The organism is Desulfovibrio legallii (assembly GCF_004309735.1).
GTDB classification, from domain to species: domain Bacteria; phylum Desulfobacterota; class Desulfovibrionia; order Desulfovibrionales; family Desulfovibrionaceae; genus Desulfovibrio; species Desulfovibrio legallii.
The window spans coordinates 53,993-77,759 of sequence record NZ_SIXC01000006.1 but is presented as its reverse complement, the minus strand read 5'-3'; the positions used below and the strand labels follow the sequence as shown (position 1 = coordinate 77,759).

At 62.7% G+C, this 23,767-nt stretch carries 25 protein-coding genes, 1 tRNA gene and 1 pseudogene; 22 read left to right on the top strand and 5 right to left on the bottom strand.

Annotation, left to right across the window (positions count from 1 at the left end):
• Positions 1 to 74: 74 nt before the first annotated feature.
• The 4 genes from rho (at position 75) to EB812_RS06065 (ending at position 2,280) form a co-directional block, all read left to right on the top strand.
• A complete protein-coding gene (rho, locus tag EB812_RS06080) occupies positions 75 to 1,370 on the top strand; it encodes a transcription termination factor Rho (RefSeq protein ID WP_118229194.1) in 1,296 nt (431 codons plus the stop codon).
• A 141-nt stretch (positions 1,371 to 1,511) separates the two neighbouring features.
• The gene (locus EB812_RS06075) at positions 1,512 to 1,724 is read left to right on the top strand and encodes a twin-arginine translocase TatA/TatE family subunit (RefSeq protein WP_118229195.1); all 213 of its coding nucleotides are present in this window, start codon (positions 1,512 to 1,514) and stop codon (positions 1,722 to 1,724) included.
• 27 nt (positions 1,725 to 1,751) lie between these two features.
• Positions 1,752 to 2,183: an ACT domain-containing protein gene (locus EB812_RS06070; RefSeq protein WP_118229196.1), complete on the top strand. Its 432-nt coding sequence runs from the start codon at positions 1,752 to 1,754 to the stop codon at positions 2,181 to 2,183.
• Positions 2,184 to 2,204: 21 nt separating this feature from the next.
• Positions 2,205 to 2,280: transfer RNA gene (locus tag EB812_RS06065), tRNA-Val, on the top strand.
• A 135-nt stretch (positions 2,281 to 2,415) separates the two neighbouring features.
• Here EB812_RS06065 and EB812_RS11830 read toward each other — a convergent pair.
• The 3 genes and pseudogenes from EB812_RS11830 to EB812_RS06050 all read right to left on the bottom strand — a co-directional run.
• Positions 2,416 to 2,538: pseudogene (locus EB812_RS11830) on the bottom strand (tyrosine-type recombinase/integrase); the annotation flags it as partial.
• Between the two features lie 289 nt (positions 2,539 to 2,827).
• Positions 2,828 to 3,166, bottom strand: a complete 339-nt coding sequence (locus tag EB812_RS06055) for a type II toxin-antitoxin system HicB family antitoxin (protein ID WP_118229197.1) — start codon at positions 3,164 to 3,166, stop codon at positions 2,828 to 2,830.
• Positions 3,163 to 3,417 carry a type II toxin-antitoxin system HicA family toxin gene (locus EB812_RS06050; protein ID WP_130957937.1) on the bottom strand — a complete coding sequence of 85 codons (255 nt, stop codon included), beginning with the start codon at positions 3,415 to 3,417 and terminating at the stop codon, positions 3,163 to 3,165. Before EB812_RS06050 ends, EB812_RS06055 begins: the two co-directional genes overlap by 4 nt.
• A gap of 510 nt (positions 3,418 to 3,927) precedes the next feature.
• On the opposite strand from EB812_RS06050, the gene EB812_RS06045 reads away from it, so the two are divergent.
• The 8 genes from EB812_RS06045 to EB812_RS06010 are packed head-to-tail and all read left to right on the top strand — an operon-like array spanning position 3,928 to position 11,491.
• Positions 3,928 to 6,141 carry a heavy metal translocating P-type ATPase gene (locus EB812_RS06045; RefSeq protein WP_130957936.1) on the top strand — a complete coding sequence of 738 codons (2,214 nt, stop codon included), beginning with the start codon at positions 3,928 to 3,930 and terminating at the stop codon, positions 6,139 to 6,141.
• Complete coding sequence (locus tag EB812_RS06040; protein ID WP_207287325.1) at positions 6,138 to 6,455, top strand: hypothetical protein; 318 nt, start codon at positions 6,138 to 6,140, stop codon at positions 6,453 to 6,455. The genes EB812_RS06045 and EB812_RS06040 overlap by 4 nt, the downstream gene beginning before the upstream one ends.
• Positions 6,456 to 6,468: 13 nt before the next feature.
• Positions 6,469 to 7,620, top strand: coding sequence for a hypothetical protein (locus tag EB812_RS06035; RefSeq protein ID WP_130957935.1), 1,152 nt, complete (start codon positions 6,469 to 6,471; stop codon positions 7,618 to 7,620).
• A gap of 37 nt (positions 7,621 to 7,657) precedes the next feature.
• A complete protein-coding gene (locus EB812_RS06030; protein WP_118229200.1) occupies positions 7,658 to 8,050 on the top strand; it encodes a magnetosome protein MamC family protein in 393 nt (130 codons plus the stop codon).
• Between the two features lie 13 nt (positions 8,051 to 8,063).
• Positions 8,064 to 8,408, top strand: a complete 345-nt coding sequence (locus EB812_RS06025; RefSeq protein ID WP_130957934.1) for a YtxH domain-containing protein — start codon at positions 8,064 to 8,066, stop codon at positions 8,406 to 8,408.
• Positions 8,392 to 8,625 carry a hypothetical protein gene (locus tag EB812_RS06020; protein ID WP_118229202.1) on the top strand — a complete coding sequence of 78 codons (234 nt, stop codon included), beginning with the start codon at positions 8,392 to 8,394 and terminating at the stop codon, positions 8,623 to 8,625. The genes EB812_RS06025 and EB812_RS06020 overlap by 17 nt, the downstream gene beginning before the upstream one ends.
• A complete protein-coding gene (locus EB812_RS06015; protein ID WP_118229203.1) occupies positions 8,622 to 10,784 on the top strand; it encodes a heavy metal translocating P-type ATPase in 2,163 nt (720 codons plus the stop codon). The genes EB812_RS06020 and EB812_RS06015 overlap by 4 nt, the downstream gene beginning before the upstream one ends.
• Positions 10,778 to 11,491 (top strand): ferrous iron transport protein A, encoded by a 714-nt coding sequence (locus EB812_RS06010; RefSeq protein WP_118229204.1) that lies wholly within the window; start codon positions 10,778 to 10,780, stop codon positions 11,489 to 11,491. Before EB812_RS06015 ends, EB812_RS06010 begins: the two co-directional genes overlap by 7 nt.
• Before the next feature lie 626 nt (positions 11,492 to 12,117).
• On the opposite strand, the gene EB812_RS11665 is transcribed toward EB812_RS06010, so the two are convergent.
• Together EB812_RS11665 and EB812_RS06005 are read right to left on the bottom strand one after the other, a co-directional pair.
• Positions 12,118 to 12,261 (bottom strand): hypothetical protein, encoded by a 144-nt coding sequence (locus EB812_RS11665; protein WP_165450900.1) that lies wholly within the window; start codon positions 12,259 to 12,261, stop codon positions 12,118 to 12,120.
• 258 nt (positions 12,262 to 12,519) lie between these two features.
• Positions 12,520 to 13,221: a glutamine amidotransferase gene (locus tag EB812_RS06005; protein WP_130957933.1), complete on the bottom strand. Its 702-nt coding sequence runs from the start codon at positions 13,219 to 13,221 to the stop codon at positions 12,520 to 12,522.
• Positions 13,222 to 13,487: 266 nt separating this feature from the next.
• On the opposite strand from EB812_RS06005, the gene EB812_RS06000 reads away from it, so the two are divergent.
• From EB812_RS06000 to EB812_RS05955, 10 genes are all read left to right on the top strand, one after another.
• Positions 13,488 to 14,258 (top strand): DUF4198 domain-containing protein, encoded by a 771-nt coding sequence (locus EB812_RS06000; RefSeq protein ID WP_118229206.1) that lies wholly within the window; start codon positions 13,488 to 13,490, stop codon positions 14,256 to 14,258.
• Between the two features lie 71 nt (positions 14,259 to 14,329).
• A complete protein-coding gene (gene cbiM, locus EB812_RS05995) occupies positions 14,330 to 14,938 on the top strand; it encodes a cobalt transporter CbiM (RefSeq protein WP_118229207.1) in 609 nt (202 codons plus the stop codon).
• Positions 14,939 to 14,966: 28 nt separating this feature from the next.
• Positions 14,967 to 15,671: a cobalamin biosynthesis protein CbiL gene (locus EB812_RS05990; RefSeq protein ID WP_242621217.1), complete on the top strand. Its 705-nt coding sequence runs from the start codon at positions 14,967 to 14,969 to the stop codon at positions 15,669 to 15,671.
• A 10-nt stretch (positions 15,672 to 15,681) separates the two neighbouring features.
• Positions 15,682 to 16,443, top strand: coding sequence for a cobalt ECF transporter T component CbiQ (gene cbiQ, locus EB812_RS05985; RefSeq protein WP_130957932.1), 762 nt, complete (start codon positions 15,682 to 15,684; stop codon positions 16,441 to 16,443).
• Positions 16,436 to 17,185: an energy-coupling factor ABC transporter ATP-binding protein gene (locus EB812_RS05980; RefSeq protein ID WP_118229209.1), complete on the top strand. Its 750-nt coding sequence runs from the start codon at positions 16,436 to 16,438 to the stop codon at positions 17,183 to 17,185. Before cbiQ ends, EB812_RS05980 begins: the two co-directional genes overlap by 8 nt.
• 140 nt (positions 17,186 to 17,325) lie before the next feature.
• Positions 17,326 to 18,699: a sensor domain-containing diguanylate cyclase gene (locus EB812_RS05975; RefSeq protein WP_118229210.1), complete on the top strand. Its 1,374-nt coding sequence runs from the start codon at positions 17,326 to 17,328 to the stop codon at positions 18,697 to 18,699.
• Between the two features lie 102 nt (positions 18,700 to 18,801).
• Positions 18,802 to 19,956 (top strand): RluA family pseudouridine synthase, encoded by a 1,155-nt coding sequence (locus tag EB812_RS05970; RefSeq protein ID WP_242621216.1) that lies wholly within the window; start codon positions 18,802 to 18,804, stop codon positions 19,954 to 19,956.
• 95 nt (positions 19,957 to 20,051) lie between these two features.
• The gene (gene der, locus EB812_RS05965) at positions 20,052 to 21,449 is read left to right on the top strand and encodes a ribosome biogenesis GTPase Der (protein ID WP_118229211.1); all 1,398 of its coding nucleotides are present in this window, start codon (positions 20,052 to 20,054) and stop codon (positions 21,447 to 21,449) included.
• Positions 21,450 to 21,543: 94 nt separating this feature from the next.
• Positions 21,544 to 22,677, top strand: coding sequence for a branched-chain amino acid ABC transporter substrate-binding protein (locus tag EB812_RS05960; protein ID WP_130957931.1), 1,134 nt, complete (start codon positions 21,544 to 21,546; stop codon positions 22,675 to 22,677).
• Positions 22,678 to 22,857: 180 nt separating this feature from the next.
• The gene (locus EB812_RS05955) at positions 22,858 to 23,766 is read left to right on the top strand and encodes a branched-chain amino acid ABC transporter permease (protein ID WP_118229213.1); all 909 of its coding nucleotides are present in this window, start codon (positions 22,858 to 22,860) and stop codon (positions 23,764 to 23,766) included.
• The last annotated feature ends 1 nt before the right edge of the window (position 23,767 follow it).

Genomic DNA, 23,767 nt, shown 5'->3' with positions numbered 1-23,767 from the left:
CTATCTTATCCGCTTACGCACTGCAGTGCCTATGCACTGTATGTGGCATACATTTCCTAAACGATCGGATTGTTATGCGCAAAAAGAAAACGTCTTCCACACTGTTGTCCGACAGCGCCCTCAGTTTGACGGATCTCAAAACCCGCAGCATGCAGGAGCTCATGGACCTGGCCGAGCAGTACGAAATTGAAAACGCCAGTTCCATGCGCAAGCAGGAACTTATCTTCGCCCTGCTTTCTACCTGTGCCTCGCAGAACGGCACCATTTACGGCGACGGCGTGCTGGAAATTCTGCCCGACGGCTTTGGCTTTTTGCGCTCGCCGCTGTGCAGTTATATGCCCGGTCCGGACGACATCTATGTTTCGCCCTCACAGATCCGCCGGTTTTCTTTGCGCAAAGGCGACATTGTTTCGGGGCAGATCCGCCCGCCCAAGGAGGGCGAACGCTACTTCGCGCTGCTCAAGGTCACGGAAATCGGCTTTGAACCCCCGGAACACGCCAAAAATCTTGTCCTTTTTGACAACCTCACCCCCATCTATCCCGACCACCAGCTCGTCATGGAAAATGGCGAGAAAAACCTTTCCAACCGCGTCATCGACCTCATGGCCCCCATTGGACGCGGTCAACGCGGGCTCATCGTGGCCCCGCCGCGCACGGGCAAGACCATTTTGCTGCAATCTCTGGCCAATGCCATCAACGCCAACAGCCCTGAAGTCTACCTCATCGTGCTGCTCATTGACGAGCGCCCGGAAGAGGTGACGGATATGGAACGCACCGTGCAGAAGGCCGAGGTCATCAGCTCCACCTTTGACGAACCGCCGCAGCGCCACGTTCAGGTCTGTGAAATGGTGCTGGAAAAGGCCAAACGCCTGGTAGAACGCAAGCGCGATGTGGTCATTCTGCTGGATTCCATCACCCGTCTGGGCCGGGCCTACAACGCAGTCACGCCCTCGTCCGGCCGCGTGCTTTCCGGCGGCCTGGACGCCAACGCCCTGCAGCGCCCCAAACGCTTTTTCGGCGCAGCCCGCAATATTGAAGAAGGCGGCAGCCTGACCATCATCGCCACCGCCCTTATCGACACGGGTTCGCGCATGGACGAAGTGATCTTTGAGGAATTCAAGGGCACGGGCAATATGGAAATCTATCTGGACCGCCACCTTTCAGAAAAGCGCGTCTTCCCGGCCATTGACATCAACCGCACGGGCACCCGCAAGGAAGACCTGCTCCTGCCCGACGACGTACTCAACCGGGTCTGGATTCTGCGCAAGATTCTGGCCCCCATGTCGCCCATCGACAGCATGGAATTTCTGCTGGACAAAATGCGCGGCACCAAGTCCAACAAGGACTTTCTCAACGCCATGGGCAAATAGCCGGGGCGCAGCTCCGGGCGACAGGGCCTTTTGCGGCGCGCTTTACCGCCGCCGCAGCACGGTTGACCTCAAAGCCCGTGCGGCTTATGGTAGCAATCCGTCAGGCTGCCTGCAGCCCAACATCCAACGGAGGCTTGCCGCATGTTCGGCATTGGCATGCAAGAATTGTTGCTCATTCTGGTGGTCGTGCTGTTGATCTTCGGCGCCAACAAACTGCCGGAAATCGGCGGCGGGCTGGGTCGGGCCATCCGCAACTTCCGCCGTGCCTCGTCGGAGCCGGACGAAATCGACATCACTCCCAAGGACAAAAAAACGTCCAGTAACAACGACGACAACACCAGCCACAAAGCCTGATCACACAGTGTTGCAAAGGATCGCCCCATGATGACCGAACAGCTTTCCGTATTTTTGGAAAACAGGGCGGGACGCCTTGCCGAAGTTACGCATGCACTGGCGGAAGCGGGGGTCAACATCCGCGCGCTTTCCCTGGCAGACACCTCGGATTTCGGCATCCTGCGCATGATTGTCTGCGACCACGAAAAAGCCCAGGCCGTGCTCAAGGCCAAGGGCTTTACTCTGGGCCGCACCAGCGTGGTGGCCGTGGAAGTGCCGGATACGCCGGGCGGCCTGGATTCCGTCCTGCAGCTGGTTTCCACCCACGGCATTAATGTGGAATACATGTACGCTTTTGTGCACCGCGCAGCTGAAAGCGCCGTCATGATCTTCCGCTTTGACAATGTGGAACAGGCCATCACCGTGCTGCAAGCCAACAACTTTACCATCTTGCCCGCCGCGCAGCTCTGCGCTCAGTAACGGCCCGGCACAGCATTTCCCGGGCAGTTAGCTCAGTTGGTGGAGCACCGCCCTTACAAGGCGGGGGCCGGGGGTTCGAGCCCCTCACTGCCCACCAAATAAATCAAGGGGTTGCGGTTAAGTCCGTGACCCCTTAATTTTTGTACAGGTCATTTTGTACAGGTTTCGGCGGGGACGGAAGGGCCTCTACGGCTGCCTTTTTCTGAGAGTCACGCACATGCTGATAGTGCTTTCACACCATGGACGGACTGCTGTGTCCCATGAGCGTGGCCACTGTCCCCACATCTACATCGGCGGCGATAGCCTCTGTTGCAAATCCATGGCGTAGGTCATATGGCCTGTGCCACGTGATGCCAGCGGTTCTTAGAGCATTTCAAGTGTTAAATGCTCTAGGCTGAACTCCGTGCCGGGGAACAACCTGTGGTGGTTTCGCACGGCCTTTGACTACGCCATCGGCTACGCCACGTTTGAGAGCCTGCGGCCGGGGTTCCTTACCCGCACCCGCAGGTGCGTGGAGCGGGAGAACAACCAGACCTTCTGGATGCGACCATTAGGGGTAAGGTCAAAGGGACTGCCCGGCGCGCCGACGCAGGGTGCAAAAAAAGCCGGGGCAACCCGGCCTTCACTTTTATTGCTGCGCTACTTTATTGCTGCGCAACGGCCTGCTTTACCGTGTCGGCAATAAAGGCGTTCAAAGACTTGCCCTCTGCCGCAGCTGCGATGCTGGCCCGGTGGTATACTTCGGGGTCAAGACGCAGAGCAAAGTTCCCCCGGCTCTGTTTTTGTGGCTCAACGCCATGCTTGGCGCACTCGTCAAGAAAGACGCGCAAGGATTCAGCACCCTCATGGCGCAGGCCGGAGAGGTCAGTTGCATAAAAATCCGCGCCACCGCTCAGGCCCACAAATTCACCGCGAAACATCTCTATCTCCGGGTCATAGGCAATAACAGCCTTATAGCCTTCAAAGTTCATTACGTTCTTCATGGTTCTACTCCGTGTGCTTCCAGCCAGCGCTTGATGCTGGCAACCGCCCCTTTGTCTGTAGTTGGCGCAGGGTGTGGGCGGTGAAAAACTTTGACCTCGCCGAACAAAAACACGCTTACCCTTGAGCCTTCTCTCTCGCTAATTTCTGCCCCAAGCGCAATAAACAGCGCTTCAATGTCTGCCCACCGGATGCCGCTGGGAACTGGCCGTGCAAAAATTTGCGTGGGGGTGGCTGCATGTTTGCCCTTCATGTAGATATGATATTGTTTAATGATATCATGTCAAGGTAATTTATCAGACGGGTTGCCCCTTGCCCCACCCTTGCCTGCCGCTCGTACGCGGTTTTTAGCTCCCGGCAGTTCCTTTCATTCACCACCGCAAACAAGCGTGGGCTTTTCCCCTTTGGCCGCACAGTCCGCCAAGCAGGCGTTAACCGACACTCTTACGCAAGACTGCGCTCCTACAGACAACTTTTATATTTTGATTATTTTTATCATGATTTATTATATATAATTTAATGACCCTTGACAGAAAATCAAAAATGGATTTAATTTTCATTTAAACCCAGCAATACTATTGCGGGAACAACCGGCATATGCAATATACTGCAGTACAATCGTTGTTAAATTATCTGTTACTAGCAGACTAAATTAGTACAATCAGGATAGAATACGTCAACTATATATTATTCAGCATCCTGCAACGGCGCCTCAACACAAAGGCGTCTTGCTGCGCGGCTGCCACAACACATGGAAGAAGGAATGGGAAACAACGCCGCTTCTGTCAAAGTTTTTTTGCGACACGCCATGGAAGGTCGCCTGCGTCTGCGCGTAACCCCGCCCTCGCAGGCGCAGAAGGTGGGAGAAGTATGCAGGTCCTTGGCTGGGGTGCAGTCTGTGCGCGTCAACCCTGCCTGCGCCGCCGTAGTGTTGACCTACCAGCCTGCGCAGACCAGTGCCGAAGCCATTTTGCAGGCCCTTGCCGCACCGCGGCAGCCGGATAGTCGGGCCCCGGCTCCGCGCGCGAGCTGCTGCGCCTGCGCTGCGCCCCAGCCTGCGGGAACAGGTGTGCGCGGACAGTTGGCGCGATTTCTTACGCTTACCGGCGTCATGGCCTATGTCTTTGTGCGTAAGGTGCTGCTGAAAACCGCCGTGGCCGAAACCGCCCTGTCCCCTCTGGGCGTCATTTCTCTGCTGGCCGCCGTGCCGGTTGTGCGCCAATCGTTGCGCCACATGCGGGAAAAGCGTTTTACACTGGAAGGCTTCCTGGCGGCTGGCTGCGCCGCGGCCACGTTTTCCGGTCAGGCCCTCACCGCCCTGGAAATCCTGTGGATCCAAAGTGGCGCAGAAACCCTMAAAGCCTGGGTTTCGGAACGCTCCCGCAAGTCCATTTCCGCCATTCTGGACCTCACCGCCAAAAACACCTTTATTCTGGCGGGAGATGTGGAAGTGGAAGTGCCCGTCACCGCCGTCAAACCGCGCGACATCGTGGTGCTGCATACGGGGGAAAAGATTTCCGTGGACGGCTGCGTGGTCTCCGGCGAAGCGCTGCTGGACGATTCGCCCATTACGGGCCGGGCGGAAGCGGCCCATGTGCATGAGGGCGACAAGGTCTTTGCGGGCGCCTACGTGCGCCAGGGCATCATTCATGTGCGCGCCCAGTGCGTAGGCGACCGGACCTACCTGGCCCGCATCATGCGCCAGGTGGAAGACTCGCTGGACACCAAAGCCCCCATAGAATCCGTGGCCGACGGCCTGGCCCGCTCCATGGTGCGCCTGGGTCTGGCCGCCACCGGCCTTACCCTGCTGATCACCGGCAGCGCATGGCGGGCTTTTACGGTCATGCTCGTCATGGCCTGCCCCTGCGCCACGGTGCTTTCGGCCCAGACGGCCGTTTCCGCTGCCATTGCCGCCGCCGCCAAAAGGGGCATTCTCATCAAGGGCGGACGCTATCTTGAAGACGTGGGCAAGGCGGACACAGTCTGCTTTGACAAAACCGGCACGCTCACCAGTAACCAGCCCCGCATTGAACGCATTCTCAATTTTTCCGCTCATGACGAAACGGAGCTGCTGCGCTGGGCCTACTCGGCGGAGATGCACAACCACCACCCTTTGGCCCTGGCCATCCGCAACGCGGCCGTGGCCCGGGAAATCGACCCAATCTCTCACGCCGTGTGCGAATTCACCCTGGGCAAAGGCGTGCGCGCTGTGATCAACGGGAACGAAATCCGGCTAGGGAACAAAAAATATTTTGCCGAAAACGGCATCAACACCGATGTACGCACCGGGGAAGTGGCCGGGCTCATTGAACGCGGGCTGACCGTCATCTTCCTGGCAAAGAATACAGAGCTCCTGGCTGCCCTGGCTTTTTCCAACGAGCTGCGGCCCGACGCCGCCGCCACAGTGGCCGCACTTACGGCCGGCGGCGTGAGCACTCTGGCGCTGGTTACCGGCGATACGGAAAAAACCGCCCGCGACCTCTGCCGCGTTCTCGGCATCGACCAGTGCTACCACTCCATTCTGCCCGAACAGAAGGGCGAAATCGTCACCCGCCTACAACGCGACGGGCACAAAGTCATTATGGTGGGCGACGGCATCAACGACGCTCTGGCCCTGGCCGAAGCCGACATCGGCATTGCCATGAGCGCCAGCGGCGCCGATGTGGCTATTGAAGCGGCAGACATAGCACTGGTGCGGGACGATCTGGCTGACATCATCTACGTGCGCCGCCTGAGTCGCCAGGCCCTCAGCATCGCCCGGCAAAACTTCTGGATAGCCACATCCACCAATCTGGGCGGGGCCCTGGCGGGGGCGCTGGGCGTGCTCTCTCCCGTGGCTGCGGGGCTCATCCATATTGTCCACACCCTGGGCGTGCTGGCCAATTCCTCACGCCCGCTGCTGCTCCACCCCGCACCTGCGGCGTCTGTGCCCGCCGCAACGACCGCCCCCACAGCAAAGGAATCAGCCAAAGCATGACTCTGCAAGAAATTCTCGCTATCCGCGCCCTGATTACAGTGGCGCACCATGTTCCAGGCCGCGTGCGCCTGCGGCTGGACCCACAGGTACGCTCCCTGCCGGCCGCCGCCGAACTGGGCAACCTGCGCGCCAATGAGCACGGTATCCTGGCCACACGCCTGAACCCCCTGGCGCGCTCTCTGGTCATTGAATACGACAGCGCAAAAATTTCTCCAGCCCTTCTGGAAGAATTTTTGGCCGGCACGGACGACGCCCGCGTTGCCGCGCTGGCCGAGCAATTCGCCAAAATTTTTGGCGTAACACCTCAATCATAGAGGAGAAATCAGAATGGAAAGCCCCACGTATCAGGAAGGCTATGCCCAAACCCCGACTACGGGCGGCCCCCAGGGCGCAGCGCGGCAGGAAACGGCAGGCCGGTCCGAACAGGCGGCCACGCCGCAGCAGGGCGAACCGCAACACCAGCCCCAGGCGGCGGATTCCATCGGCCAGGGTTTTGCAACAGCCCCCAAGGGCGCGCCACAACCTGCGGCCGAAGGCGGCTGCAGCGCGCACCCTTCCTCTGTTGCGGACGCGCCTCAGGGCGGCCCCGCGCAAGGCTATGCAGCCCCTCAGGGCTACGGCGTTCCTTACGGCAATGCTGCATCTCCGCAAGAGTTTGCCGCGCCCCAGGGCTATAGCGCACCGCAGGGATATGCCGCGCCCCAGGGCTACGGCGTTCCCCAAGGCTATGCGGCCCCTCAGGGCTATGCAGCACCTCAGGGTTCTGCGGCCCCACAAGGGCCCGCCACGCCCCACAGCCATCCTGAAGGCCCGGCAGAGCACGCGCCCTCCGAGCACAAATGCACTTGCGGCCACCACTCTGCCGCGCCCGAAGCGCCGCAAGGGGCCAACCCCGCCATGCCCTACGGCCCGCAGCCCGGTCCCAATCCCGGCATGGCCTTTGGTCCGCAGCCCGGCATGTTTCCCGGCGCACCGCAGGGCGCTCCCCAATTTGCCGGCATGCCCTATGCTCCCCAGCCCGGCTATGCTCCCGGCATGCCTTACGGGCCCAATCCCGGCATGCCCTATGGCCCACAGCCCGGTATGCCTTACGGGCCGCAATTCCAGCCGACCGGCCCCGCGCCGCAGCCCGAACACGAAGGCTGCAGCGGGCACAGCGGGCCTGCCGCCGCCCCCTTCGGCTTCCCCGGTTTCGGCGCTCCCGCCTTTGCGGCCATGGCCGGACAGTACGGCGAAGACCCACAGCATTTGCAGAACCAGTACGGGCAAATGCTGCACATGTGCACCGAACTCATGCAGGGCAAGGCCGATCCTTCAAAAATCCTTTCTTTTCTCACGGCAAGCGGCACGCACTTCTGGAAAGGCGCTCTGGTGGGCGCGTTATTGACCTTTGTGCTGACCAACAGCTCTGTCAAATCCGCCTTGGGCGAAACTTTTTCCGCCATTTTCGGCGGCGACAAGCCCGATTCCGCGGCCTGAACGGCCCGCGCCACTCCTTAACCGGAAAGGAACAACTATGTATCCCTCCTATCAGTACAATCAGCAATATCCCCTGCAGCAAAGACTGACCAACCTCCCGGTGGGGGCCATCGCCACCATGGGCATGGTGGGCGCCATGTTGGGCGGCGTCGTGACTGCAGCCCGCGATATGCGGGCTCTCAAAGCCGGAGAAAAAACCCGGGGCGAAGTCGCGGGCACGGTGGTTAAAGAAGCCGTAGGCACAGGCCTGGCCACCGCCGTGGGCACGGCCGCGGCCGGCGCATTTTTCCGCAGCGGTCCGCTGGCCTTGGCCACCATGGCCGCTGTGGGCATAGGCACAAAATATCTTTACGACGGGCTGACCAATGCTGCCTGCGAGGCAAAAGCCACCGCCCCGGCGTCAACCAAGCCCGCCGCCAAAAAAGCCTGAACAGGAAAACGTCATGTCTACATTTACGCAGTATCCCAACTATCCCTATGCGAMAGGCAGCGGGCAGTACGCACAGACCGCCCCTACCGGCTACCCCACGCCACAGGCCTACGCGCCCGTTCCACAGACCTCCTGGACACAAGGCTGGCTGGCCTTCAACGACCCCGGCTACATCAAGGGGCTGCTGCTTGGCGCGGCCGCCACCTACCTGCTGACCAACCCCAAGGTGCAGCGCGCCGTAGTCAAGGGCGCAGTGGCCCTGTGGTCCTCGGTGCAGGGCAGCGTTGAAGAGGTAAAGGAGCAGATTGAGGACATCAAGGCCGAGATGAGCATGAAAGCCGATGCCAATACCAAATAACGACGCCGTAGCTCTGCGCCGCAGACAGGCCAAGCTGGGCATGACGCTCTCGCTTGGCGCTCTGGTGGCCAGCGGCATTCTCTCACGCCTGAACGGCCCGTGGCAGCAGGGGGCCAGGGCGCTGCACGTCTGCTCCGGCGCGGCGCTCATCGGCTTTTCCTACTGGCATGTGACGCTGTACCAAAACAACGCCCACATGAAAGGACGCAAGGCATGAAGCAAGCCCGGGCTTTTCCAGAGCCGGGGGCACGGGTGGGCCACTTTCGGGTGGCCCACACCCTGCCCCGGAGAGTGCGGCTGAAGTCGCCCCTGCTGGCCGACCCCGCCTTTGACGCCGTCTACTTTCAGGCGCTGCTGGAATCGCTGGGCGGCGTGACCGAAGCGCGCGTCAACGCCGCCGGGCGCAGCCTGGTGGTCGCGTACGATGGCCAACCGGCCACATGGGAAAAAATCGCCTTCAACCTCAAACACATGCCTGAGGAGGCCTTCCCCGCGGACCACGACGCCGAGCAGACGGTGAGCGGTGCAGCGGTGACGGCCAAAGCCCTGCTCACGCTCGTTTCCCAGGCCCTGCCCCCCCCTGCCACGGCAGCCCTGGGCTGGGGCATGGCCGTCGGGGACATCATCAAAGGCATAGAAAGTCTTATTTCCCGCGGCATTACTGTGGAGACTCTTGACGCTGCGGCCATAAGCCTGGCCCTGCTGCGGGGCAACTACTTCACTGCCGGCACCATCACCACCATGCTGGCCCTGGGGCAGTATCTGGAAGGCCAGAGCGAACAACGCTCTACCGCACTTTTGAAAGGCCTGATGCGCCCCGGCGGCGACAGCGTCTGGGTAGTGCGCGACGGAGTGGAACAGCAACTGCCCGTGGAAAAAGTGCAGCTGGGGGACAAGGCCGTCTGCGGCGCGGGCGAACTCATTCCCATCGACGGCGTGGTAGCCGAGGGCGAAGCCTCCGTAAACCAGAGCTCCATTTCCGGAGAATCCGTGCCCGTACACATCCGCCCCGGCGATCCGGTCATTTCCGGTTCGATCATTGAAGAAGGACGGCTCATCATCACGGTGGAACGGGTAGGGGCAGAAACCTCCATGGCGCGCATCGGCCGCTTTATCGACCAGTCGCTGCGCGGCAAATCCAAAACTCAGACCAAGAGCGCCGCCCTGGCCGACAAGCTGGTGCCCATAACCCTGGGCCTCAGCGGCCTCATGCTGCTGGTCACCCATGACGTAAGGCGCGCCACCTCAGTACTGACCGTAGACTTTTCCTGCGCGGTCAAGCTGGCCAGTCCCGTGGCCGTGCGCTCCGGCATGTACGCTGCGGGCAAGGCCGGCGTGCTGCTTAAAGGCGCGGCGGCGCTGGACGCCTTGTACGACGTGGATACCGTCGTCTTTGACAAAACAGGCACCCTGACCACAGGCGTCATCGCCGTCACCGACATTTTGCCCCAGAAAGGTTATGACGCGGCAGAAGTGCTGGCCCTTGCCGCCGGCGCGGAAGAGCATTACGACCACCCCGTGGCCAGGGCCGTGGTGCGCGAAGCCCAAAACCGTCGCATAGCCCTGCCGCCCATCAGCCGGGTGGACTTTATCGTGGCCCACGGCGTGGCGGCCTCCATTGGCGGCAAACATGTGCTGGTGGGCAGCCACCATTTTGTGGCCGAGGACGAAGGCGTGGCCTGCGCCCAAGTGGAAGCGGCCGCCGCCAAACTGCGCCGACAGGGCAAATCCTTGCTCTATGTGGCCAGGGAGGGCCTGCTGGTGGGGCTCATAGCCCTGCGCGACGAAGCGCGTCCAGAGGCCGCAGCGGCGCTCACGGCGCTTAAGGCTTCGGGCGTCAGCCGCATTGTGGTGCTCACGGGCGACCATAAGGATACGGGGCTGGCCCTGCGCCGCCAGTTGCCCCAAATCGACGAGCTGCACAGCGAGCTGAAGCCCGAAGACAAAGCCGCGGTCATTGCCCGGCTGAAGCAAGAGGGGCGCGTCCTGGCCTTTGTGGGCGACGGCGTAAACGACGCCCCCGCGCTGGTCACCGCCCATGTGGGCGTATGCATGCCCAAGGGGGCGGACCTGGCCCGCGAGGCGGCGCAGGTGCTGTTGTTGCAGGAAGACCTGCACACGCTGGTCGTGGCGCGCGAGGCGGCTGTCCGCACCATCAGAATCATCCGGCAGACTTTCGGGGCCACCATTGGCTGCAACTCGCTGATCATGCTCATGGCCACCGCCGGCATGCCGCCCGTGGTCACCGCGCTCTTGCACAACGCCTCGACCATCGGCATTCTGGGCTATGCGGCCATGGCAGCCTCCCGCCCCCTGGACATCAAAGAATCCGCCAAAGAAGCCGTCGCTGTTCCCAGTAAGGAGAAACTATGCTGACAACGCTTGCCGCCGCTCCTGTGGGCATGCCGCTGGTTATTGAGCGCATTGTGGGGCCAGAGTTTGCGGCCCGCCTGCAGCGCCTGGGCCTTTATGAAGGCGTGTCTCTGACGCGCCTGGACGACAGTGTGGCCGTGGGCCCCGCAAAAATTCGCGGCCCGCACGGGGAAGTGACCCTGGGCGGCGGCATGGCGGCACGGGTCGTCATCCACCTGGACAACGACCGCCGCCAGCCTCTGCTGGAGTGCAGCCCTGGCGACAGCGGCCATGTGGAGGGCATTACCGGTCACCGTGGAGTTGAAGAAACCCTGGCTACCCTGGGCATCAAGGAGGATGACCGCATCACCTTTTTGCGGCGGCTGCCCCCCATGCTGTACAAGACCGTGGTGGATGACACGACCACCATTCAGATCAACGAGGGCCTGGCTGCAAAAATCTTTGGCGATACGCCCTTGGGCCCGGCCCAGTTCTGCTCTGTGGGCGTGGGCGAGGAGTTTACCGTGCGCAAGATTCTGGGGGGCGCGCACGCCGGCGAGAGCCTGGAGCTTTCGGGCGTTCGTGTGGGCAGCAGGCTGAACCTGGTGCAGGTCTCCGCTGCGCAGGTCATGAGCTTTGCGCACCACACGCCTGTGGTCTGTTCCACGCGGGACGGGCTGCGCCTGTACTTTCACGCCAAGGACGCCGAGGGCATCCACGTTTCCGCGTGAAGCCCCTGCAACGGCCTCCAGCGAGGAAGCCGATCCCCTTGCGGCATGCCCGGTCCAATAACCGGGGGCTTACCCCACGGCCGCCACGGAATCTTCATGCGGCCTTTGTCGCAACACTGCCAGGCAGACGGCACAGACTGCTGCTGCGTCCGCTAACGCTCCGGATTTTTGCAAACGCCGCCAAGCCCAGGCCGCGCTTTCCTTCCGCATGCTACCGTACAGGTCTGACGCCCCAAACGCCATCCCGTTTAAGGCATTTCAACGGTGCAGTGCCCCAGGCTGCCGCCTGCCCAAACCACGGCGGCACCTGTTCGCCGGGAGCGCATTGACAGATTACAATCCTTGTTCAATACTGGATAAATAATCGCCCCTTAAAAAACGGTTTCATTCCATTATAGGTATGTGGTCGTTATCTCGGTGAATGAATCCCCATAGCACTACGAGTGCAAAAAATAGGCTTTTGGCCATAGCCTTCATCTATCTTGCGCAGTTGAAGGCTGAGCGGCCATAAGCAGGTTTATCGCATCGCCAATTGTGCCTTTGAGATAGTTGCGGGCTAGACGGAAGTCAGCTTTCAAGTGTCCGATGGAGGTCGCGGCGGGCAGAACCCTCTGCCCATGCGTTTTCTACGCAACTGCCGTCTGTGCCAATGGCAGGTTGCCCTTGCGCCGTCGCGCAAAAAAATATGGATTGACAGCAGGTTCGACCTGTTTTCCCAAAGCAAAGGCGCGCGGATCGCGTCGTTGCCGCTTGGCCTGCAGAAACGTCACACTCTCCACCCTGTCACACCAATCGAAAGTTCTATGCACGACAACTGCCCTCCTTCCTGTAAAAAATGGAGATAACATACCAAGGAAGGAGAAAAAAAGGAAGAGGCCGCAGCCAGTAACGCCGCGGCAGCAATGCAAAAAAGCTAAGATGTGGGGTTTGGGAAGGAAACTGTTGTTCTGCCTCAGCCCTGCGACCTTAAAATTTACGGGCGAAGACAGCAGCGTTCAACCGCCCCTTCCGCGCATACAGCTTCCCGCCTACCCCAGCACTTCTTCGGCCAGCCAGCGACGGAAGAAGGCCAGGCCTGCGGTGCGGACGGCCGCGCCCAGGCTTTGGGCGTCCCCCCGGATGGTACGGGGGTCCAGCCCGGCGGCGGCCAGTTCGCAGCAATGGCCGATGAGCCATGTTTCCATCATGGCCGGGTCCATTTCCGCATGAAACTGTAGGGCCAGTTGCCCCTTCCCGGGCCGGAAGGCCTGGTGCGGCGTGAGCCGACTGGAGGCCAGCAGGGCGCTGCCCCGGGGCAGGTCAAAAGTATCGCCGTGCCAGTGCAGCACCGGCGCGCCCGCCAGTTCAGCCAGGGGCCCGCTCATGCCCGCCGGGGTCAGGTCCACGCCGCCCCAGCCTATTTCTTTGGCCGGGCCGGGGTACACGGCCGCGCCCAGGGCTGCGGCCATAAGCTGCGCGCCCAGGCAGACGCCCAGCAGGGGGCGGCCCGAAGCCAGACGCGCCTCCACCAAGGCCTGTTCTGCGCCCAGGAAGGGGTAGCGGTCCTTTTCATTCACGCCTATGGGACCGCCCAGCACCACGGCCAGGTCCGCCTCGTGCCAGATTTCCGGGCCAAGGGGCATCACCCCGGCCTGCACATAGCTTATGGCGTAGCCCGCCTGTTCCAGCGGGGCCACAAAAGCGCCCAGAGATTCAAAAGCCACATGCTGCACCGCCACACACCGCTTCATAAGCGTCTCCACAGAAGATGAAAGGGTTGGGGAGCCAGCAACAAAAAGCCGCTCCGCGCTGTCACGGGGGGGAAGGAGGAACGGGCCAGCGCGCAAGCGCCGACGCCGTTATTTTTTTATAAACCGGACGCCCCACAAGCGCAATGTCCGACGTATGCCTGTTTTTTCTATTGCTACCTTTTTATTTTTTGTGTTATCAAGCAAGCAACGTTTGCGGCTGCGCAACCCGGGATGCCTGCCGTCACCTTCAACCTCAGGATGCCCCCATGTGGAAAAACTGTTGTGCCGCGCTCGCCCTGCTGCTCTGCATGAGCGCCCAGGCCGAGGCCCATTTTGGCATGGTCATTCCCTCGACGCCCACGGTTTCCGCCAAAAAAGACGCTGATCTCAAACTGGATATCGCCTTTGCCCATCCTATGGAGCTGCAGGGCATGGATATGGCCGTGCCCAAAGCCTTTACCGTCACGCACGACGGCAAGACCGAAGACCTCAAGGCCACCCTCAAGCCCGCCGCCATCATGGGCCACAAGGCCTGGCAGGCCGCCTACAAAATCGCCCGCCCCGGCGTGTACCAGTTTGCCGTGGAGCCCGCCCCCTACTTTGAGCCGGCGGAAGACACCTATATCGTTCACTACACCAAGACCGTGGTGGCCGCCTTCGGCGAAGAGGAAGGCTGGGCCGAACCCTTGGGCCTCAAGACCGAAATAGTGCCCCTGACCCGCCCCTTTGCCAACTACGCGGGCAACGTTTTTCGCGGCCAAGTGCTGCTGGACGGCAAGCCTGTGCCCGGCGCGGAAGTGGAAGTGGAATACTACAACAAGGACAAGAAATACGCGGCCCCCAATGAGCTGTATGTGACCCAGGTGGTCAGGGCCGACCAGAACGGCGTGTTCGCCTACGGCGTACCCTGGGCCGGCTGGTGGGGCTTTGCCGCCCTGAATACGGCCAAGGAAACGCTGGACTACAAAGGCACGGCCAAACCCATTGAACTGGGCGCGGTGCTCTGGACCAACTTTGCCGCACCGGTCCGCAAGTAATACCTCCCCGGACAGACGGCCGACCGGCGGCGGGATATCCCCGGTCGGCCGTCTGTGCAAAAGGCGCAACCATGCACATTGCCGAAGGTGTCCTTTCCCCCGCCGTGCTGCTCACGGGCTATGCCCTTACCGCGGCGGGCACGGCCGTGGGCCTGCGGCGGCTGGACTACGACCGTCTCATGACCGTGGCCATCCTGGCGGCGGCGTTTTTTGTGGGTTCGCTTATCCATGTGCCCATTGGCCCTTCCAGCGCCCACCTCATTCTCAACGGGCTTCTGGGGGTCATCCTGGGCTGGGCGGCCATCCCCGCCATTCTGGCGGGCCTTGCCCTGCAGGCCCTGCTCTTCCAGTTCGGCGGCTTCACCGTGCTGGGCGTAAACACCGCCACCATGGGCTTTGCCGCCGTGCTTTCTTGGTACATGTTTCGCGGTCTGTGCCGGATCATGCCCTCGGCCGGAGGCCGCCGCGCAGCGGCCTTCTGCTGTGGCGCGCTGGGCGTGCTGGCGGCGGCCCTGTTCACAGCCCTGGCCCTGAGCGCCAGCGACGAAGGCTTTGCCGCCGCCGCCAGGCTGCTTTTTCTGGCTCACCTGCCCATCATGCTGGTAGAGGGGCTGATCACCATGTTCACCGTGGATTTTATCGCCAAAGTCCGGCCAGAGCTACTGCGTCTGGCTGTCTGAGGGTCTGCATACGTCTGGAGAATGCACCATGTCCCTGTTCCGTGCGCCGATTTTTTCTTTTCTTCCTGCCGTTTTTTCCGCCGCCGTGCTGTCTGGCGCGCTGTGCCTGTTGCTGCTGTTTCCGACCCCCGGTATGGCCCACAGGGTCAATGTCTTTGCCTGGACGGAAGGCGGGCAGGTGGCTGTAGAATGCGGTTTCAGCGGCGGCAGCAACGTGCGCCACGGGCTGATCACCGTTTTTGACGCCGCCACCGGCGCAAAACTGCTGGAAGGCCGCACCGACGAGCAGGGAAATTTCCGTTTTGACGCGCCGCCGCAAGGTCGGCAACACGGCCTGCGCATCCGCGTCAACGCCGGGGAGGGGCACCAGAACGAGTGGGTTCTGGACGCCGCCGAACTGGCCGCCACAGCGCAACCCACGGCATCGGAGGCGGCGGCTTCTGCCCCAAGCCCCGCCTCCGCCGTAACTGCCGCAACCCAAGCCCCCTCTGCGCCGTCGGCTGCCGATTCCGCTTCCCCCGCGCCCGTGGCCGACGGCGCTTCCGCTCCCCTTTCGCCCGAGACTGTCCGGCAGATCGTGGACACGGCCCTGGAGCAAAAGCTGGCCCCCCTGCGCCGGGACCTGGCCCAGCTGCGGGCCCAGGGCCCCCGGCTTACGGAAATAGTGGGGGGCATAGGCTGGCTGGTGGGCCTGGCCGGTCTGGGGCTTTACTTCAAAGGCCGCCGGGGGTAATGGCGGGAAGGTGTTTGACCAGCCCTTTGTCCGCCCCTCGCTCCTGCAGGGCGTAGACCCACGGGTGCGTCTGGCCTGCGCCGGACTGTTTGCCGTGTGTCTTGCGCCGCTGCAGACCCTCACGGCCTGCGCTCTGGGCCTGGCCCTGGGCTGCGTTCTTCTGGCGGCTGCCCGGCCGCCGCTCCTGCCCCTGGCGCATCGTCTGGGCGCGGTCAACATCTTCATCCTGTTTTTATGGTGTGTAACGCCCCTGACCATGCCCGGCCCGGTTCTGGCGCAGTGGGGTTTTTTCAACGTTACGGCTCCGGGCGTGCGTCTGGCCCTGTTGGTGACGGTCAAATCCAACGCCATTGTCTGCGCCTTTCTGGCGCTGGCAGCCAGCATGGACGCGCCCACGGCCGGGCACGCCCTGGAACGTCTGGGCTGTCCGCCCAAGCTGGTCTTTCTGTTCCTGTTCACGGCCCGCTATATTCATGTGCTGGCGCAGGAGTGGCACACGCTGCTGGTGGCGGCGCGGCTGCGCGGTTTTCGCCCCCGCAGCGACCTGCGCACTTACCGCACGCTGGCTTCCCTGCTGGGACTTTTGCTGGTACGCAGCTACGATCGCGCCCTGCGGGTACGGGAGGCCATGGTGCTGCGGGGCTTTACCGGGCATTTTCGCTCGATTGCGGCATTCCGGGCCCGCCCTGTGGACGCGCTTTTTGCCCTGGGGGTTCTGGCCGCCCTGACGGCCATTTTGTATATGGAACATCTGGGGAGGACGCATGCCTGAAACGCAGGAAACGACGCAGGCTATCTTCTGCCTGGAGGGCGTACATTACGCCTACGGGCAGGGAGAAGAAGCGCGGCGCGTGCTGTGCGGGGTGGACTTTGCCCTTCGGCCGGGGCAGCATGTGGGGCTGTACGGCCCCAATGGCAGCGGCAAGACGACGTTCTTTCGCTGCATCACCGGTCTGGCCCGGCCGCAACGGGGCGAAGTGCGTTTTCACGGACGCGCGCTACACAACGAAAAAGATTTTTACGTCCTGCGCTGCGCCGTGGGTTTTGTCCTGCAGCACGCCGAGGATCAGCTTTTTTTCCCCACCGTGTTGGAAGACGTGGCCTTTGGCCCGCTGAACCTGGGGCTTACGCCCGAAGCCGCCCGCGCCAGGGCTCTGGAAACGCTGGAACGCCTGGGGCTCGCGGGCTTTGAACAACGCCTGACCCACCGCCTTTCAGGCGGCGAAAAAAAACTGGTTTCCCTGGCTACAGTGCTGGCCATGAAGCCCGAAGCCCTGCTTCTGGACGAACCCACCAACGGGCTGGACAATGCAGCCCGCGAACGCATCATTCAAATCCTACAAACACTGGACACGGCGCGGATCACCATTTCGCACGACTGGGACTTTCTGGAGCGCACCTCTTCCCAATACCTTACCATTGATAACGGCCGCCTGGACACCTGCGCCCCCTCCCTGGCCCACGCCCATCTGCACGCCCACCCTCTGGGCAACCGGCCCCACGATCACGGCTAGCATTTTCCCCCAAGGCGGTTTATTGTCAACCGCAGCTCTTGTATTCGCCCAATTTTCAGACCGTCAGCCCACGGCTCCCGCCCGCGCCCATCGGCCGGCACAGGGGCCCGGGCCGGCGTTATGCGGCTGGAGGCCAACGCATGCCAGACCAGTCTTGCCCGACGCAATGCCTTATCCAGATGGATTCTCCAGACCCCATCTGGGAATGGCATGTCCCTTCCGACAGCTTGTTTCTCAGCGCCGGCGCCCTGTGCAAACTGCAACTGGAAGGCGATCCTCCCCGCAGCATGCAGGAATTTCTGACCCACTGCCCCCTGGAACGCCTGGTGCGCGTGTTGCAGGTGCTGGAAAACGTGCTCTGCGGCCTCAGCGGCCCGCACATGGAGTGCATCTTTCCCATGCATGACAAACTGGTGCGCGGTCAGTTGCTGGTCGTGGCCCGCGACAGCGCCGGCCGCGCCACCCGCGTGGTGGGCAGCACCTGCATCATGGCGGGCACGCAGGTGGATTGCCAGCGCCAGCAGATCATGGCCGCGCCGCACCCCAAGGAGGTGCTGGAATCCAACCCCCCGCACGACTCCGGGCGTCTGCTCATGGCCCTCAACGCCACCGGCGACGGCCTTTGGGACTGGGACACGCTCACCAACGAGGTTTACTACAGCCCCGCCTATCTGAATATGCTGGGCTACAGCCCCGGTGAATTCGCCCCTACGCTGGACTCCTGGAGCGAAAGAATCCACCCCGACGACCACGACGACGTGATGTTGCCGCAGTTGCGCATGGTGACTTCGCCCGACGCAGGCGACACCTTTACCTACACCTACCGCATGCGGCGCAGGGATGGCCGCTGGGCCTGGATACTCTCACGCGGGTACGTGACCCACCGCGACGCCTTTGGCCGGGCCACCCGCATCATCGGCCTGCATACAGACATCAGCGCCGCGCAGGGCGACAGAGCCAAACTGGAGGATATGGTCCGCAACGACGCCCTCACCGGCCTGCGCAGCCGCACCTTTTACGGCATGGAGGCGGACAGGCTGGAGCAGCAGGGCCTCCGGCCCGTGAGCATCATCGTCACCGACGTCAACGGCCTTAAGATAGTCAACGACTATCTGGGCCACCCCCAGGGCAACGCCCTGCTCTGCCGTGCGGCCCTTTTTTTGCGCACGAACCTCTCCCCCTCCTACTGCGTGGCCCGCATGAGCGGAGACGAGTTCGCGGTCCTCATGCCCCACTGCTCGCCGAAAGAAGCCGAAAGCATCGTGCACGATCTGCGCAAACGGCAGGAAGCCTTCAACGCCGCCACCCCCGACGAGGTGCCCACCCTGTTGTCCATCGGCTGTGCCGGCACGGACAGCCAGGACGTGAACATCCATCAGACTCTGGCCAACGCCGACCGCGCCATGTTGCGGCACAAGTTCGCCACCCGCTCGGAGATGCACCTGCGGATCAAAAAATGGATCGAAAACCATCAGGACGTGACGGTCAGTCTGGACGACAGTCGTTATAACTGATCCGACGCCAAACCCTTCTCCCGACTCCGGTCCGGAACAGCCTGGGGCGGATTGTGGCCGTCGGCCCTTGACGTGGCCTGTTCTTTGGGCCAGACTGCAGCCATGCAATCGGAAGACAATCCTCCGCCTACACCCTTGTCCCGCTTTCCGGCAGCGGCCCGCCCCCACCCAGGGGACGCCCCGGCCTCCGAGCGGGAACCCTTTGCGGCCCCCCAGGGCAACGCCCGGCTCCCCCCCCTTGCGGCGGCGGCATCCATGCCTGTGGCGGACGACGCATTTCCCCCCGTCAGCGAGCCCGAAAGCGGTCAGAAGCTGCTCCAGTTTCTGCAGCGCCGCCTGGGACTGCCCCAGTCCATGCTGCACCGCTGGGTGCGCACAGGACAAGTGCGCGTCAATGGCGCCCGCTGCAAACCTTTTACCCGCGTCAACACGGGCGACAGTGTACGCCTGCCGCCGTTTGCCCTGAAAATGGCCGCGGCCGAAGCCGCGCCCGATGCCCCCGACTGCGCTCCGGAAGGCAACCTGCCCCCTCTGTTGGGCACATCGGGCTACTGGTGGGTCTTCAACAAGCCCGCAGGGCTCCCCACCCACCCCGGCAGCGGCCATGAAGACAGCCTGGCCACGCGCCTGGCCAGACATTTTGCCGCCGCCCCCTTCCGCCCCACACCTGCGCATCGGCTGGACAAAGACACCTCCGGCGCGCTGCTGGTGGCGGCCTCCTACGAAGCCCTGGTTGAAGCCCAGGAAGCCCTGCGCAGTGGCGGGCTGGTCAAGGAATATGTGGCCTGGGTGCAAGGGCATTGGCCCCATGCGGAAACCCGCCTGCTGCGTCATTATCTGCGCAAGGAAGGTCGGCTGGGGCAGGAAAAGATGCACACGGCGGCCCCCGACGCGCACGGCGCGCGCGAAGCCCTCTGCCTGGCCCGGCCCCTGCGCATCGGGCAGGAAGAAAGCCTGGTGCAGGTACGCCTGCTTACGGGCCGCACCCATCAGATCCGGGCGCAACTGGCCGCACTGGATCACCCCGTGCTGGGCGACGGCAAATACGGTCCGGCAGCGGAACGCAGCCGCCCGCTCTTGCTGCACGCCTTGCGGCTGGTCCTGCCCGACGGCCGCGCCTTTGCCTGCCTGCCCCCCTGGACAGGGCCGCACGCTCTGACCCAGATGCCCGATCCCTTGCCGTACGGCCCGGCGGGGGCCTCCGAAGGGCCCTTTCCTCCGGACAAAAATCGTGCTATAAATCCGCCCTTGCAGTAACGCCCCCTACCCGGTCCCGCTCCGGGCGGCGGCCCCGCCCGCGGCTGCCGCGCGTGGGACGCCCCGTCCCGATCACGCGGTTCCAAGGATACATCATGGCCGACACCCTGCCCCGCATCGTTCTGGTGGGCCGCCCCAACGTGGGCAAATCCACCCTCTTCAACCGTCTCATCCGCAGCAACCGCGCCATTACCCACGACCGGCCGGGCATCACCCGCGACCGCATGGAAGGCCTGGTGCGCCGCAATGGCCTGCCCGCCTTTGGTATTGTGGACACGGGCGGCATCACCCTGGACGCCCACGCCGCCGTGGTGGAGGGCCCCGAAGGCATTCGCGGTTTTGAGCGCCACATTCTGGCCCAGACGGAGGAAGCCCTGACCACGGCGGCGGCCGTGGCCTTTGTGGTGGACGGCCGGGACGGACTGCTGCCCCTGGACGAACACCTGGCCGCGCATGTGCGGCGCAAGGGGCTGCCTACATTGTGCGTGGTCAACAAAGTGGACGGCGCGGAACGCGAGGACGAGTACCTGGCCGAATTTCATGTACTGGGTTTTCCGCTGCTTTCCGTTTCTGCTGAGCACGGGCACAATATTAACGCTCTGGCGGCGGCCCTGGCCGGCCTGCTGCCCGAAGAAGCCGCGCAAAACGCCGCGCCGCCGGAGCCCCCGACCCTGCGGCTGGCCCTGCTGGGCCGCCCCAATGCGGGCAAATCCTCTCTGGTTAATGCCCTGGCCGGGACGGAACGCATGATCGTTTCCGATGTGGCGGGCACCACCAGGGACAGCGTGGATGTGCGCCTGACCCGCGACGGCCTGGACTACGTCTTTGTGGATACAGCCGGCGTGCGCCGCCGCACCAAGATCACCGACAGTGTGGAACGCTACTCCGTCAACGCCGCCATCAAGTCCGGCAGCAAGGCCCATGTGACCCTGCTCACCCTGGACGCCACCGAGGGCGTCAGCCAGCAGGACAAGCGGCTCATGGACATGCTCAATACCCGCAAAATTCCCTTCATGGTGGTCATCAACAAGTGCGATCTGGTGCCGCGCGCCTCGCTGGAACAGCTCAAAAAAAATGTGGGTCAGGCTCTTTCCTTCTGCCCGCATGTGCCCCTGCTCACGGTTTCCGCCCTTAAGGGCCTGGGCCTGGGCAAAATCCTGCCCCTGGCCCGCAAAATCCATGAAGAATGCTCCGTGCGCATCCCCACCGGCCAGATCAACCGGGCCATGGAAGCCGTGCTCACCCGCCACCAGCCCCCGGTGGTCAAACGCGTGCGGGCCAAGTTCTTCTACCTCACCCAGGCGGAAACAGAGCCGCCCACCTTTGTCTTTTTTGTCAGCGACGCCGAACGCGTGCCCGAAAGTTACGTGCGCTACCTGGAACGCAGCCTGCGGCAGATGTTCGGCATCACCCACGCGCCCATGCGTCTGCACCTGCGCTCCAGCCACAAAAAAGGCGGCGATAAAGGCCAGCGCGGCGCAGCCAAAGCATGAGCCGCATTGACAGCACGCCAGCAATGGGGCAATAGAAAAGCCTTCATCCCGTTGCGCGCGTGCGCACACCTCTATTTCCCGTGGGAGGGGCATAATGAACAAAGCTGTGACCTGGCTTGCGACAATGGCCTTTTGCGTGGCAACCGCCGCGCCCGCCCTGGCGGCGGAGGACTCTATCAAAATCGGCGTGCAGGGCGCTCATTCCGGCGACCTGGCCTCCTACGGCGTGCCCAGCCTCAACGCGGTGAAAATCGTGGTTGACAAGGCCAACGCCAAGGGCGGCGTACTTGGGCGCAAAATTGAGGTCATCTCTCAGGACGACCAGTGCAAGCCCGAAATGGCCACCAACGCGGCCACCAAACTGATTTCCGACAAGGCCGTAGCCGTGGTCGGGCCCATCTGCTCCGGCCCCACCAAAGCCTCTTTGCCCTTGTTCCAGCAGGCCGGAATTATTGCTATTTCCCCCACAGCCACCACGCCAGGCCTGACCGAGGACGGCAAGAACCCGCTCTTTTTCCGCACCGTGGCCAACGACAACGCCCAGGCCAAGCTCACCAGCGACTTTGTCCTCAACAAGCTCAAGGCCAAATCCGTGGCCTATCTGCACGACAACGGCGATTACGGCAAGGGCTTTGCCGACAACAACCGCGCCATTCTGGAAAAAGCCGGCGTGAAGACCGTGCTGTTTGAAGCCGTGACCCCCGACGCCGTGGACTTTTCGGCCGTGGTGCGCAAACTGCGCCGCGCCAAGCCCGACATCCTGGTCTTCGGCGGCTACCAGCCCGTGGCCTCCAAGCTCATCCAGCAGATGCGCCGCGACCACCTCAAGGTGCCGCTTATCGGCCCCGACGGCGTAAAGGACGAAACCTTCCTCAAAATGACCGGCAAGGACAGCGAAGGCACCTACGCCTCCTACCCCAAGGACACCAGCGCCCTGCCCCAGTACAAGGAAGCCCGCGAGGCCCACATCAAGGCCTTCGGCAGCGAGCCCGGTTTCGGCTACTACAATGCCTACGCCGCCACCCAGTGCCTGCTGGCCGCCATTGAAAAGGCCGGCAGCACGGATACGGCCAAGCTCAAGGAAGTGCTGCGCAACAACCTCGTGGACACGCCTCTGGGCAAGATCAACTTTAACGCCCAGGGCGACGCCGCCGGCATGGGCCTTTCCATCTACCAGGTGCAGGGCGGCAAGTTTGTGGAACTCGACCACAGCATTACGCTGAACTAACCTGCGGCCGCCTTGCGGGAGGGCGAGGGGCTGCTGCGCGCCCTCCCGCATATCCGCCCCCTGCCTCCCCCGCGATCAGGCTGTCGCGGTTTGGTGGGCAAGGGGTCAGCAGACGCCCGTCATGGGCACAAGAACCGGCGTGCGGCCCGGCGGGCCGGTCCGCAACGCGCGCAGGACGGCATGGACATCCAATTTTTCATAGAGCTTTTTTTCGGCGGCCTCACCCGGGGCAGCATCTATGCCCTTATCGCTCTGGGCTATACTCTGGTCTACGGCATCATCGGGCTCATCAACTTTGCCCACGGCGAGATTTACATGCTGGGGGCCTTCACGGCCCTGCTGGTAGCCGGGGTACTGGGGGTCTACGGCTTTCCCGCGGCCGGCATTCTGGTGGTGGCGGCCCTGGCGGCCATGGTCTGGTGTGCGGCCTATGGCTACACACTGGAAAAGGTGGCTTACAAGCCCCTGCGCACCGCGCCACGCCTTTCGCCGCTTATCTCGGCCATCGGCATGTCCATCTTTTTGCAGAACTATGTGCTGCTGGCCCAGACCTCGGATTTCGTGCCTTTTCCCAACCTTCTGCCCGAAATGGATTTTCTGGAACACATCGGCTACGTCATGGGCCCCAGCGACTTTCTGATTCTGCTGGTCAGCACCATCGCCATGGTCAGCCTTTCGCTGTTCATCCGCTACACCCGCATGGGCAAGGCCATGCGCGCCACCTCGCAGAACCGTAAAATGGCTCTGCTGCTGGGCATTAACGCCGACCGCATTATTTCGCTTACCTTTATTGTGGGCTCGTCTTTGGCAGCCCTGGGCGGCGTACTCATCGCCTCACACATGGGGCAGGTCAACTTCGGCATCGGTTTTCTGGCCGGGCTCAAGGCCTTTACCGCGGCCGTGCTGGGGGGCATCGGCTCCATTCCCGGCGCCATGCTGGGGGGCCTGGTGCTGGGCCTGGCCGAGAGCTTCACTACCGGATACTTTTCGGGCAACTATGAGGACATCCTGGCCTTCGGCATCCTGATCCTCATCCTCATTTTCCGGCCCGAGGGCATTCTGGGCAAAGCCACCGTGCAGAAGGTCTAGC

Bases quoted from the DNA above. Each gene is read 5' to 3' on its own strand.
- rho (WP_118229194.1), top strand. From the start codon at position 75: ATGCGCAAAAAGAAAACGTCTTCCACACTGTTGTCCGACAGCGCCCTC.
- EB812_RS06075 (WP_118229195.1), top strand. From the start codon at position 1,512: ATGTTCGGCATTGGCATGCAAGAATTGTTGCTCATTCTGGTGGTCGTG.
- EB812_RS06070 (WP_118229196.1), top strand. From the start codon at position 1,752: ATGATGACCGAACAGCTTTCCGTATTTTTGGAAAACAGGGCGGGACGC.
- EB812_RS06055 (WP_118229197.1), bottom strand. From the start codon at position 3,166: ATGAAGAACGTAATGAACTTTGAAGGCTATAAGGCTGTTATTGCCTAT.
- EB812_RS06050 (WP_130957937.1), bottom strand. From the start codon at position 3,417: ATGAAGGGCAAACATGCAGCCACCCCCACGCAAATTTTTGCACGGCCA.
- EB812_RS06040 (WP_207287325.1), top strand. From the start codon at position 6,138: ATGACTCTGCAAGAAATTCTCGCTATCCGCGCCCTGATTACAGTGGCG.
- EB812_RS06035 (WP_130957935.1), top strand. From the start codon at position 6,469: ATGGAAAGCCCCACGTATCAGGAAGGCTATGCCCAAACCCCGACTACG.
- EB812_RS06030 (WP_118229200.1), top strand. From the start codon at position 7,658: ATGTATCCCTCCTATCAGTACAATCAGCAATATCCCCTGCAGCAAAGA.
- EB812_RS06020 (WP_118229202.1), top strand. From the start codon at position 8,392: ATGCCAATACCAAATAACGACGCCGTAGCTCTGCGCCGCAGACAGGCC.
- EB812_RS06015 (WP_118229203.1), top strand. From the start codon at position 8,622: ATGAAGCAAGCCCGGGCTTTTCCAGAGCCGGGGGCACGGGTGGGCCAC.
- EB812_RS06010 (WP_118229204.1), top strand. From the start codon at position 10,778: ATGCTGACAACGCTTGCCGCCGCTCCTGTGGGCATGCCGCTGGTTATT.
- EB812_RS06005 (WP_130957933.1), bottom strand. From the start codon at position 13,221: ATGAAGCGGTGTGTGGCGGTGCAGCATGTGGCTTTTGAATCTCTGGGC.
- EB812_RS06000 (WP_118229206.1), top strand. From the start codon at position 13,488: ATGTGGAAAAACTGTTGTGCCGCGCTCGCCCTGCTGCTCTGCATGAGC.
- cbiM (WP_118229207.1), top strand. From the start codon at position 14,330: ATGCACATTGCCGAAGGTGTCCTTTCCCCCGCCGTGCTGCTCACGGGC.
- EB812_RS05990 (WP_242621217.1), top strand. From the start codon at position 14,967: ATGTCCCTGTTCCGTGCGCCGATTTTTTCTTTTCTTCCTGCCGTTTTT.
- EB812_RS05980 (WP_118229209.1), top strand. From the start codon at position 16,436: ATGCCTGAAACGCAGGAAACGACGCAGGCTATCTTCTGCCTGGAGGGC.
- EB812_RS05975 (WP_118229210.1), top strand. From the start codon at position 17,326: ATGCCAGACCAGTCTTGCCCGACGCAATGCCTTATCCAGATGGATTCT.
- EB812_RS05970 (WP_242621216.1), top strand. From the start codon at position 18,802: ATGCAATCGGAAGACAATCCTCCGCCTACACCCTTGTCCCGCTTTCCG.
- der (WP_118229211.1), top strand. From the start codon at position 20,052: ATGGCCGACACCCTGCCCCGCATCGTTCTGGTGGGCCGCCCCAACGTG.
- EB812_RS05960 (WP_130957931.1), top strand. From the start codon at position 21,544: ATGAACAAAGCTGTGACCTGGCTTGCGACAATGGCCTTTTGCGTGGCA.
- EB812_RS05955 (WP_118229213.1), top strand. From the start codon at position 22,858: ATGGACATCCAATTTTTCATAGAGCTTTTTTTCGGCGGCCTCACCCGG.